Genomic DNA, 12002 nt, shown 5'->3' with positions numbered 1-12002 from the left:
TTAGTGAACCAATCTATAATTTATTGCCTTCTTTCGGGAAGATGGCAATGGGGTTGAATTTTTTGGCTTCTTCAAAATCCATGGTGGCATAGGAGATGATGATCACCACATCGCCCACGGCTACCAGGCGGGCTGCCGGGCCGTTCATGCAGATCACCCCCGAGCCCCTTTTGCCTTTGATAACATAGGTTTCCAGGCGCTCGCCATTGTTTACGTTCACGACCTGCACTTTTTCATTCGCGATCAGGTTGGCCGCGTCCATCAGGTCTTCGTCGATGGTAATGCTGCCTACGTAGTTCAGATTGGCTTCCGTAATAACCGCCCTGTGAATCTTGGATTTTAATACTTCGATCAACATATTTCTGGTGTAGTCCGCAAAGGTAGAGGAATTTTAATGAATACCGAGAACGGAGAGAAGTATTTATGAATATGTTATGACAGCCGGCCTGACGGTTTATGCTGTCACCATGTTATCGATCAGCCGTACTTCGCCGAGCTTGGCGGCGATCAGCATTACCATTTGCCCGGAAGGGAGCGGTTCTTTTAATAACTGCAAGTTTTCCGCATCCGCAATTTCAATATAATCAGGCTGAAAACCAGCATCTTCCAGCTGTTTCCATGCATTTTGCTTAATTATATCAAAAGGCAGCTGTTTGATATTTTCCTTCATATAAAGAAGGGTGCGGCTGATCTGGATGGCAGTTTGCCGTTCGGAGGGAGACAGGCGCATGTTGCGGCTGCTCATGGCCAAACCGTCCGTTTCACGCAGGGTAGGGATTATGTGTAATTTTGCCGGAATTCCGGTTATTTCCAGTAACTTCTTGATTATCATGCATTGCTGGAAGTCTTTCTGTCCCATGAACAGGTCGTCCGGCACTACGGCCTCCAGCAGCTTGTGAACGATGATGCCAACCCCCTGGAAATGGTTGGGGCGGTAGGCGCCCTCCAGCACAGTTTCGAGGTAACCAAAGCCATAGTGGCGATGTTCGCCGTTAACACCCCCGGGGTACATCTCTTCCACGGATGGGAGAAAAAGTATATCTGTTCCCACCGCGGTGAGGGCGAGGATATCTTCCTTGATGGTGACGGGATATTTCTCGAAATCTTTTGGGTCATTGAATTGTGTAGGATTCACAAAAATACTGCTGATCACAATATCACACTGCGTTTTAGCCGCATTGACGAGGGAAATATGCCCCTGGTGCAGGGCACCCATGGTGGGAGCGAAACCAATTCTCTTTCCTGCCTTTTTTTCCTGCCTGAGCGCCTCCCGGAGATCCGCTACCCGTTTGAATAGATACATAAACCTTTGCTTAAAAGGATGTTAAAAGTGACAATTTGGCCCTTTTTACCTAAATTTTTCGTAGTTTTGCAAGCCAAATTAAAAATAACTGCATTAATAATCAGCAATAAATGTCCACAAAGAAAAGAATTCTTTTTATTGCCCAGGAAATGTCGCCTTATCTGGATCTGAGTGATTATGCGGCAATGGTCAATAAAATGGCGATCAAGTCTAATGAGGCCGGTCTTGAAGTGAGGGTTATCATGCCGAGGTTTGGGAACATCAATGAACGCAGGCACCGGCTGCACGAAGTGGTTAGGCTGTCCGGCATCAATATCGTGATCGACGGGGACGATTACCCCCTTATCATCAAGGTGGCGTCTTTACCCAATGCAAGGCTCCAGGTTTATTTCCTGGACAACGAGGATTATTTCAAGCGGAAAGCTGTGTTTAATGACGACGACGGCACGTTTTACGACGACAACGCCGCGAGGATGGTATTTTTCTGCAAGGGAGCACTCGAAACCGTTAAAAAATTCGGCTGGCCCCCGGACATTATTCATTGCAGCGGCTGGATGACCTCCCTCATCCCCGTTTACCTGAAAACCGCCTATAAAAAGGAACCGGTTTTCGCCCACTCCAAAACCGTCTTTTCCATGGAACCCAACTCCTTCAAGGAGAAACTGGGCGCCACCTTCCTGAAAAAAGCCGTGATCAGCAACCAGATCAAGGAAAAAGACCTGGAACTTTACAAAGATGGAACCAACGCAGCCCTTAATAAAGGGGCAGCCAAATATGCCGATGCGGTAGTGCTCACCAGCGATAAAGCAGACAAGAAGATCGTGGAAGAACTAAAAGCAGAAAAGGGCAAGATCATTCTTCCTTACAAAAAGGATAATGAAGACCTGGCAGATTACATCCAGCTTTATCACCAGCTGTTAGGCGCAAAATAAGACTGAGAATCAAAAAATGAAAAGTTAAAACTGTAACGTGTATATCGTTTCCTGCGTTTAACTTTTTATTTTTAGTTTTTCTATTTAAGTCAAACCGTTCAATTCAATTACGTGAAGATCAATTTCAGGAACCTGGGCTTTGCCGCTGCTTCTTTGACCGCCCTTTATGCTTTTTCCGGTTGTAATGAAGCCACTGTACTCGGTAAGGACCTCATACCCGGCGCTGACAAGGTGGTGGTATTAGATACGACCATCAACAGCCTGATCACCCATAACATTGCCAACGTCGATTCCAGCATCTTCACCGGGCAGGATAATTTTATAGGCGCGCTGGGCAGCTTCAGCGACCCGCTTTTTGGTAAAAGTCATGGCTTCCTGTACACCCAGGTAGGCCTTCCCAAAGCAGAATTCACCTTCGAAGGCACCGGCTGGGTACTCGACTCTGTAGTGCTTTACATCGGCTGTGATACCGCCTGGTATGGCGAAAACGCCCCGCAGACCATGCGCGTGTTCAGGATGAACGAGCCTAATTTCAAGATCGATTCCAACTACCGCTACAATCGCCCGCTCTCTTACGATCCCGGCAAGCAGCTGGCCAGCCAGCAGGTGTACCCGGTATACCCAAAAGACTCCATCGATATTTACGGCACCAAACAAGCGCCCCAGCTGCGTATTAAGCTGAGCAGCGCCTTCGGTAACGAACTGTTCCAGCAGCGGGCAGACGGCGCTTTTAAATCGGATTCCGCTTTCAACAAATGGCTGGGCGGCCTCGCCATTGTGCCTGATACCGTGAACGGCAAAACCATGCTGTTCCCCAACCTGAACACCGGCACCACGCGCATCGCGGTATATTATAAGAACTCTGAAAAAGATTCCATCATCGCCAACTTCCCCTTCGTGCCCAACCCGGGCGTAGGCGGCAGCGCGCATGCAAACTACTTCACCCGCAACTATACCGGCACCGAAGTGGCGCAGCACATCAATACCAACAGGCCCGGCGGCGACAACCTGCTGTATCTCCAGGAAGCGCCCGGCATTTACGCGCAGCTCCAGCTGCCTGAGATCGAGAACATTCCCAAGGCCGTGATCAATAAAGCCGAACTGGTGATCACCGAGATCAACAGCGGCAGCGCCGGCAGGGACGACCTGTTCTCCGAACCGGACCGACTCTTCCTGATGCGTTACATCACGCACGACAGCCTCGGCTTCATCATCGACTACGGTAACCCTTCACAGCCCGACCTGACCTACTTCGGCGGTAATAAAACTGTCATTAGTGACCTTGGGCCCTTTAAAGTTGTTCAATATAAGTTTAATATTGCACGGCATTTACAGTTCATCCTGGATAAAAAACTGGAGAACTCCGTGCTGAAACTCGAAGCTTTATCGAGCCGTTACCCGATAGACATGCGGAGGCTGAAGGCAGGCGGTGGCAATGCGACCCCTCCGGCTAATGTGAAGCTCAGGATCATATACACTCAACTATAATCATAGAATCCAACTTTTATGCCTTATTTATTTACCTCAGAATCCGTGTCAGAGGGGCATCCGGACAAAGTGGCCGACCAGATATCAGACGCCCTTATCGATAACTTCCTTGCTTATGATCTTACTTCAAAGGTAGCCTGCGAAACGCTGGTAACCACCGGCCAGGTAGTGCTGGCAGGCGAAGTGAAATCCGATGCATACCTCGACGTACAGGACATTGCCCGTGAAGTGATCCGCCGCATTGGTTATACCAAGAGTGAATACATGTTCGAAGCAAATTCCTGCGGCATCTTCTCCGCTATTCATGAGCAGTCGCCCGATATCAACCAGGGTGTTGAGCGTAAAAGCCCCGAAGAGCAGGGCGCCGGCGACCAGGGTATGATGTTCGGTTATGCCACCAAAGAAACAGACAACTACATGCCCCTCGCGCTGGACCTGGCTCACAAGCTGCTGATCGAGCTGGCTAACCTCCGCCGCGAGAATAAGGAAATAAAATACCTGCGCCCTGATGCAAAGTCGCAGGTAACCATTGAGTATTCAGATGATAACCAGCCTATCCGCATCGACACTATCGTGATCTCTACCCAGCACGACGATTTCGACGGCGAAGAAGCTATGCTGGCCAAGATCAAGAAAGACATGATTGAGATCCTCATCCCCCGTGTGAAAGCTGGTCTGAAACCCGAATTGCAGAAGCTGTTCACCGACAAGATCACTTACCATATCAACCCTACCGGCAAGTTCGTGATCGGCGGCCCGCACGGCGATACCGGCCTCACCGGCCGCAAGATCATCGTAGACACCTACGGTGGTAAAGGCGCGCATGGCGGCGGTGCATTCTCTGGTAAAGATCCTTCCAAAGTGGACCGTTCCGCAGCATACGCTACCCGTCACATCGCCAAGAACCTCGTGGCTGCAGGTGTTGCAGACGAAGTGCTGGTGCAGGTTTCCTACGCTATCGGCGTGGCCAGGCCCTGCGGCGTGTTCGTAGACACTTACGGCACCGGCAAGGTAGGTCTGAAAGATGGCGAGATCGCCCGTAAAGTGGAAGAGATCTTCGATCTCCGCCCTTACGCTATCGAGCAGCGCCTGAAACTGCGCAACCCGATGTACGGTGAAACCGCCGCTTACGGTCATATGGGCCGCGAAAGCAAAACCGTGACCAAAGTATTCAACGCAGGTAAAAAGAATGAGAAAAAAGTGGACGTTGAGCTGTTTACCTGGGAGAAGCTGGATTATGTAGATAAAGTAAAGCAGGCTTTCGGTTTGTAAGCCGAAGTGATGAATATAAAAAGAGAGACCTTCACCGGTCTCTCTTTTTTTGTGCGCGTAATTACGAATGATGATTAATTTTACAGGCCTCAATTCCTGCAGACATGCAATTCAGAAAACGAATCTTTTATGCCTTGGCGAACGCTTGCCCCATCCGTCTACTCCAGAAAACCCCGGCATCCAGGTTATTGCTGCCATATCATCACCTCGTAAGCGACAGCGTGGTGCCGCATATCCGCCATTTATACCCTTATAAGGGAACGAAAGCCTTTGAAGCGGACCTGGATTACCTGCTAAAACATTTCAGGCCGGCGAGCCTGCCCGAGGTAATGACGGCAGCGAAGGAAAACCGCCCTTTGAGCGGCAACTCGTTCCTGCTGACGTTTGACGATGGGTTGCGGGAAGTGGCCGATATCATTGCACCGATGTTGCAGCGGAAGGGTATACCAGCTGTTTTTTTCCTGAACAGTGCATTCCTCGACAACCGTTCTTTATTTTACAAATTTAAGATCAGCCTGCTGATAGATGCATTACAGCAGCGACCGTACTCCAAAAGCGAATTGCAGGCCGCGGGACAAGCGCTGAACGCGGCGCCGGGAGAAGATCCGGCCATGGCGTTGCGGCGTATAACCTGGCGCAGTAAAGACCTGGCTGACAAGGCAGGGGAAGTGCTGGGGCTGGATTTTAGTGCTTACCTCGAAAAAGAGCGGCCTTTCCTGTCGCTGGAGCAGGTGGGAGCGCTGGTGCGGCAGGGATTTTCGATCGGTGGGCATAGTGTGGACCATCCTTATTACAATGAATTGAGCCTGGAAGAGCAGGTGTCGCAAACAAGGGAGTCCGTGGAGTTCCTGGTAAAACACTTCGGCGTGGATTACCGTGTGTTTGCTTTTCCGCATACGGATGCAGGTGTGAGCGGCGCGTTCTTTGAAACGGTCATGCAGGGGGAACAGGCGGTGGACCTTGTTTTTGGAACGGGAAACCAGCAAAAGGATATGCTGCCGGGCATCCTGCACCGTTTTAACTGCGAGCGGCCGGATATTGGTATCAGCAGCAGCACAAAAGGCATTTTGCTGCTCAATGGACTGAAGAGCCTGGCCGGCCGGGGGGCGGTGAAAAGAACGTAGTTTGTTAATAAATTATAAAGGCTACTTAATATTTAGGATAAACTGACTGTAAAAAGTTTGGAATTTATATTATTATACATTAAATTTAATTATGAATTATAGGATTAATTATATTTGTTTTTCCTATGCCCTGAGCTTTAAATTGTTATTTTTGCAAACAGATGAATTTTAGACAGTAAAAGTAGGCGTGATGATTTTTTATTGAGTTTCAAATTTTAACCGACTTGAAGAACCTTAACTTAAGCAGTGTATTGAGAAATACAGTAATTGCTGCTATGTCTATCCTTTTTCCCTATACCAGTGTAACCGCACAAGGTAGCCAGGAGAAGATCACTGTAAGCATCGCCTCGGGTAATACGACTGGAGCATGGTTGCATCTACCGGGTGATTACGGGCAGACAACTGTCAGTTATCCTTTATTGGTATTTCTTCACGGCGTAGGTGAGGGCGGTACGAACCTCGACCTGGTGCTGACACATGGAACCCCGAAAGAAATCGCACAAGGCTCCAACATGGAATTCACCGTTGGCGGCAAGCTTTTCAAATTTATCGTAGTGTCTCCCCAGATACCCAATGGCTGGGCCAGCGCGGGCATGGTTCAAAGTGTGATCGACGACATCAAAAAAAGATACCGGGTGGACGCTTCGCGCGTATATCTTACCGGCCTGAGCGCAGGCGGGTATGGCGTGTTGAATTATGTGGCGTCAGGGAAAAGTTATTCTGATAACCTCGCTGCGATCGTACCGGTGTCTACCGCTGCAATCGATGCCGGTAAAGTGGCCGGTTTATGTAACCTCGCCGCCAGCAATGTGCCGGTATGGATGTTATGCGGGGCTTCCGATGGATTTCTCAGCAACCAGGAAAAATATATCGCGCAGATCAATAGCTGCAACCCCACAGTGCAGGCCAAAGGCACCACGATGGCGGGCGGGCACGACGGCACGTTCTGGTCCAAAGCCTACAACAGCGCACACACTTACCAGCCGCAGAATATTTATGAATGGATGCTGCAATACCAGCGCGGAACCGTAAATCCTGACCCTGATCCCGAACCGGTGCCGCCTGTTGTTACTTTCAGTTCATCAAACGTATCGATCAAATTACCGGTGAACACTGCAGTGGGAGACGGATCGGGGTCCACTGCCCCGGGAAGTACCATCAGCAGCTATGCATGGGCGCAGGTATCAGGGCCCACAACAGCAGTCATCGAAAGTCCTTCTTCTTCCAAGACCAATTTCAAAAACCTTTCAGAGGGCACCTATAAATTTTCACTGACAGTTAAAAGCGCCGAAGGCCTCAGTACCAAAGGAGAGATCACCGTAACCGTCCAGGCGGCCACACCGGCCCCGGGCACCGGCGGTTCCGTAGCCTGTGCCAGCTGCAAGCTGGTAATAGAGCCGGGGTCCGACGGCGGCGCGTACATCAATGGCGAAGGCCGAAATATCGGGCCTGGCGATACCGTGTGTATCAAAGCCGGCGAGTTCTCCTATATCCAATTCTTCAACTTCACCGGCTCCGCTGATAAACCGATCGTGTTCATCAACTGCGGCGGACAGGTGAAAGCGGGCAATGGCGGCAATTACGGGATCATTTTTAACAACGTAAAATATTTCAAGCTGACCGGTTCCGGCAGCGGCGATAAATATGGGTTCCGGGTAGACGGCGTGAGTAAAAAGATCAATACCGGCGTTGCAGTGGGTAAAGGCTGTACGGATTACGAAGTGGAAAGGGTCGAGATCACCGGCTCGGAGGCGGGCCTGATGGCGAAAGTAAACCCGGACTGCGACCCGGCTAACCAGTATCCGAATTTCGCCATCCGCAACGTAAAGCTGCATGACCTTTACATCCATGATGTAATAGGCGAGGGCATGTACATCGGCAACACGGCTCCCAACGGAACGCCTACCGATTGTAACGGCACCACGGTAGACCTGCTTCCCCCGCGCATCTACAACCTGAAAATTTATAACGTGATCACCGAGAACACGGGTTGGGACGGCATACAGGTAGCTTCTGCACCCGAGAACGTGGAGATCTACAACAACAGCGTTTATAACTACGGTACTGTCAATAAAGGCAGCCAGCAGGCCGGCATCATCCTGGGTGGTGAATCCAACGGCCGGGTGTATAACAATAAGGTGATCAAAGGTACCGGGAACGCGATAGAGATATTCGGTGTGGGGCTTTGTTATGTGTACAACAACATCATCTCAGACGGCGGCTTTGACGGCACCACCGAAGGGCAGGACGCGTTCTTTGTGGATGACAGGCCTACCAAATACAACAACAAACCGTTGCAGGTTTACATCTTCAATAATACGGTGGTGAACTCCAAGAGAGATGCCATACGCATTCTCAATTCCTTCGGCACCATCGGCACCGGCAACCTGCTGTATAATAACCTTGTGATCAACGCAGGCTCTGTAGCCCAATATGGAGACAGGGGATACATCAACATACAATCAGGCATCAATTATACTTCGGCCAATAATATCACAGGCGCCAATATCAATGGATATGGGTTTGTGAACCCCACAGCGAAAGATTTCCACCTGGGCACAGGCTCTTCCGCCATCGATAAGGGCCGCGACCTCAGCGCCTATTTTAACGGGGATTATGACGGACAACCAAGGCCCCAGGGCACAGCATATGATGTGGGCGCGGACGAGTTTACGGCAGGCGCCCAGGTGAATAAGATACCGGTAGCCAGCGCGGGAAATGACCTTACGGTCACGCTGCCGGCATCTACCACCACGCTCGACGGCAGCTCCTCCTATGATCCGGATGGGACGATCAGCTCCTTCACGTGGAAGCAGGTTTCAGGGCCTAAGAACGCAACTATCACCAACGGCTCTACGAATAAACCGGCTATCTCGAACCTGGATATGACGGGGAGCTATGTGTTTAAACTCACCGTAAAAGATAATAGCAACGCTACTGCTTCGGATGAAGTGACGGTTACCGTAAAGGCTGCCCTCGTGCCTCCAACGGCCAATGCAGGGCAGAATGCGACGATTACACTGCCAACCAGCACTATTACGCTGACGGGCACGGCTACCGCCGCATCCGGCAGTACGATATCCACTTACGCCTGGACGCAGACGGGCGGGCCCGTTACGGCCACTATCGCCGCTCCCGGCAGCGCCGGTACCTCCGTGAGCGGCCTTACGCAGGCCGGCACTTACACCTTCAGGCTGACGGTGAAAGACGATAAAGGGCTGACCGGTACGGACGATATGACCGTGACCGTGAATGCAGCGTCCAGCCTGCCGCCCGTGGCAAATGCGGGAAATAATATTACCATCACCCTGCCCGCAACGCAGGCTACGCTTTCCGGAGGCGGCACTCCCGCATCCGGCAGCACGATCAGTACCTACACCTGGACGCAAACAAGCGGGCCGGTTACCGCCGCTATCGCCGCTCCCGGCAGCGCAAGCTCTTCCGTGAGCGGCCTTACACAAGCAGGCACTTACATTTTCCGGCTAACAGTGAAAGACGATAAAGGGCTGACCGACACCGATGATATGGCCGTGATCGTGAATGCAGCGCCCAGCGAGCCGCCTGTGGCAGATGCAGGAAATAATATCACCATCACGTTGCCTGCTACGCAGGCTACACTTTCCGGCAGCGGCACACCCGCATCCGGCAGCACGATCGAATCTTACGCCTGGACGCAAACAGGCGGGCCGGTTACCGCTACCATCGCTGCTCCGGGCAGTGCCGGAACTTCCGTGAACGGTCTTACACAAACAGGCACTTATACTTTCCGGCTGACAGTAAAAGATGATAAAGGGCTGACCGCTGCCGACGATATGACGGTGACCGTGAATGCAGCGCCCAGCCTGCCTCCGGTAGCAGATGCAGGAAATAATATTTCCATTGCTTTGCCCGCTACACAGACCACGCTTTCCGGCAGCGGCACGCCCGCATCCGGCAGCACGATCGAATCTTACGCCTGGACGCAAACAGGCGGCCCTGTTACTGCGACTATCGCCGCTCCCGGCAGCGCGGGCTCTTCCGTAAGCGGTCTTACACAAACAGGCACCTACACTTTCCGGCTGACAGTAAAAGACGATAAAGGGCTGACCGCTACGGACGAGATGACGGTGACCGTGACCGCGGCGCCCAGCCAGCCTCCTATAGCAAACGCGGGAAACAATATCACCATCACGCTGCCTGCCACACAGGCCACGCTTTCCGGCAGCGGCACGCCCGCATCCGGCAGCACGATCGAATCTTACGCCTGGACGCAAACAGGCGGGCCGGTTACCGCTGCTATCGCTGCTCCCGGCAGCGCGGGCACTTCCGTAAGCGGCCTTACACAGGCGGGCACTTATACTTTCAGGCTGACAGTGAAAGATGATAAAGGACTGACCGATACAGATGATATGGCCGTGATCGTGAATGCAGCGCCCAGCCAGCCACCTGTAGCAAACGCGGGAAATAATATCACTATCACGCTTCCCGCCACGCAGGCCACGCTTTCCGGCAGCGGCACACCCGCATCCGGCAGCACGATCGATTCTTATGCCTGGACGCAAACAGGCGGGCCGGTTACCGCCGCTATCGCTGCTCCGGGCAGCGCCGGTACTTCTGTGAGCGGCCTTACACAGGCAGGCACCTATACTTTCCGGCTGACGGTGAAAGATGATAAAGGACTGACCGATACAGATGATATGGCCGTGATCGTGAACGCAGCGTCCAGCCAGCCGCCGGTGGCGAACGCGGGGAATAATGTTACGATCACCCAGCCAGCCACGCAGGCCTCGCTTTCCGGCAGCGGCACACCCGCAGCCGGCAGCACGATCACGCGTTACGCATGGTCGCAGGTGAATGGCCCTGTTACAGCCAACATCCTCGACCCGGCAGAAGCCTCTACCGGTATCAGCCAGCTGACCACAGCAGGCACGTACACCTTCCGGCTTACCGTTACAGACGATAAGGGATTGACCGCTTCCGATAATGTGGAAATTACCGTGCAGCCTGCGCCAAACCAGGCGCCGGAAGCCAATGCGGGCAGCGACCGGGAAATCATATTACCGGCAACAGTTGTCTCGCTGGATGGTTCGGCTTCGCGCGATGCAGATGGTTCCATTGCATCGTACCGCTGGGCGCAGGTTTCCGGGCCGCTCACTGCTACGATAGTGAACAGTCTGGGTGTTACAACGAGTATACAGGGACTTACGGCCACGGGTACCTACATTTTTGAACTGACGGTAACCGACAACAAAGGCACCGCGTCGTCAGACAGGGTATCGGTAGTGGTAAAACCTGCCCTGCCGGTGTATGTTACCGCAAACGCGGGTACGGACAAGGTACTGGTGCTGCCTGACTCCAGGATCACGCTCGACGGTTCCGGCTCCACAGGCACGAATACAACCATTACCAGCTATGAATGGACAATAGTGGACGGGAATGTAAATGGATACATGATCACCGGCGCAGGCACAGCCAAACCTTTGGTGGCGTTTACCCGGCGCGGCAGGTATATTTTCAGGCTTACCGTGAAAGACGATGCAGGCAGGGAATCGAGTGATGATGTGATCGTAGATGTGACAGACAACGGCAGCGACAATCATTCAGATGTGATGCTGAACGTTTACCCGAACCCGGTAGTGACCAAATTGCGCGTGGAAATCAACCTGCCGTCGTCTACTTTCGTGACGATCCAGGTATTCAGCCTCAGCGGCCGGAAAGAAATGGAATTTTCATTGGGCAATATCCAAAACCACCAGCAGTTTATTGACGTAAGCAGCCTGGCAGACGGCATGTATGTTATTTATGTAACAGACAATAAACACCTGAAGGAATCGAGAAAATTTGTAAAAGCAGATTAAACCTTCCTATTTCCGGATACACCACACGGCCATGCAAATACAGCAT

The 12002-nt window shown here is 52.0% G+C and carries 7 protein-coding genes; 5 read left to right on the top strand and 2 right to left on the bottom strand.

Going from position 1 to position 12002, the window contains the following annotated elements; translation table 11 throughout:
• Window positions 1-13: 13 nt before the first annotated feature.
• Window positions 14-358 (bottom strand): aspartate 1-decarboxylase, encoded by a 345-nt coding sequence (gene panD, locus R3I13_RS24665; protein WP_346320660.1) that lies wholly within the window; start codon window positions 356-358, stop codon window positions 14-16.
• 96 nt (window positions 359-454) lie between these two features.
• Window positions 455-1303: a pantoate--beta-alanine ligase gene (panC, locus tag R3I13_RS24660; RefSeq protein WP_346320659.1), complete on the bottom strand. Its 849-nt coding sequence runs from the start codon at window positions 1301-1303 to the stop codon at window positions 455-457.
• A gap of 110 nt (window positions 1304-1413) precedes the next feature.
• On the opposite strand from panC, the gene R3I13_RS24655 reads away from it, so the two are divergent.
• The 5 genes from R3I13_RS24655 to R3I13_RS24635 all read left to right on the top strand — a co-directional run bounded on the left by R3I13_RS24655 (window position 1414) and on the right by R3I13_RS24635 (window position 11956).
• The gene (locus tag R3I13_RS24655) at window positions 1414-2235 is read left to right on the top strand and encodes a glycogen/starch synthase (protein ID WP_346320658.1); all 822 of its coding nucleotides are present in this window, start codon (window positions 1414-1416) and stop codon (window positions 2233-2235) included.
• Window positions 2236-2346: 111 nt separating this feature from the next.
• On the top strand, window positions 2347-3723 hold the full coding sequence (locus R3I13_RS24650; protein WP_346320657.1) for a DUF4270 domain-containing protein: 1377 nt from the start codon (window positions 2347-2349) through the stop codon (window positions 3721-3723).
• Window positions 3724-3741: 18 nt separating this feature from the next.
• Window positions 3742-4995: a methionine adenosyltransferase gene (metK, locus tag R3I13_RS24645; protein ID WP_346320656.1), complete on the top strand. Its 1254-nt coding sequence runs from the start codon at window positions 3742-3744 to the stop codon at window positions 4993-4995.
• 134 nt (window positions 4996-5129) lie between these two features.
• Window positions 5130-6119, top strand: a complete 990-nt coding sequence (locus R3I13_RS24640; RefSeq protein WP_346320655.1) for a polysaccharide deacetylase family protein — start codon at window positions 5130-5132, stop codon at window positions 6117-6119.
• A gap of 275 nt (window positions 6120-6394) precedes the next feature.
• Window positions 6395-11956 (top strand): PKD domain-containing protein, encoded by a 5562-nt coding sequence (locus tag R3I13_RS24635; protein WP_346320654.1) that lies wholly within the window; start codon window positions 6395-6397, stop codon window positions 11954-11956.
• Window positions 11957-12002 lie beyond the last annotated feature (46 nt).

This window comes from Chitinophaga sp. YIM B06452 (assembly GCF_039655965.1).
GTDB lineage: Bacteria > Bacteroidota > Bacteroidia > Chitinophagales > Chitinophagaceae > Chitinophaga.
This window is presented reverse-complemented; position numbering and strand designations above follow the sequence as displayed.

Bases quoted from the DNA above. Each gene is read 5' to 3' on its own strand.
- R3I13_RS24635 (WP_346320654.1), top strand. From the start codon at position 6,395: ATGTCTATCCTTTTTCCCTATACCAGTGTAACCGCACAAGGTAGCCAG.
- R3I13_RS24655 (WP_346320658.1), top strand. From the start codon at position 1,414: ATGTCCACAAAGAAAAGAATTCTTTTTATTGCCCAGGAAATGTCGCCT.
- panD (WP_346320660.1), bottom strand. From the start codon at position 358: ATGTTGATCGAAGTATTAAAATCCAAGATTCACAGGGCGGTTATTACG.
- panC (WP_346320659.1), bottom strand. From the start codon at position 1,303: ATGTATCTATTCAAACGGGTAGCGGATCTCCGGGAGGCGCTCAGGCAG.
- metK (WP_346320656.1), top strand. From the start codon at position 3,742: ATGCCTTATTTATTTACCTCAGAATCCGTGTCAGAGGGGCATCCGGAC.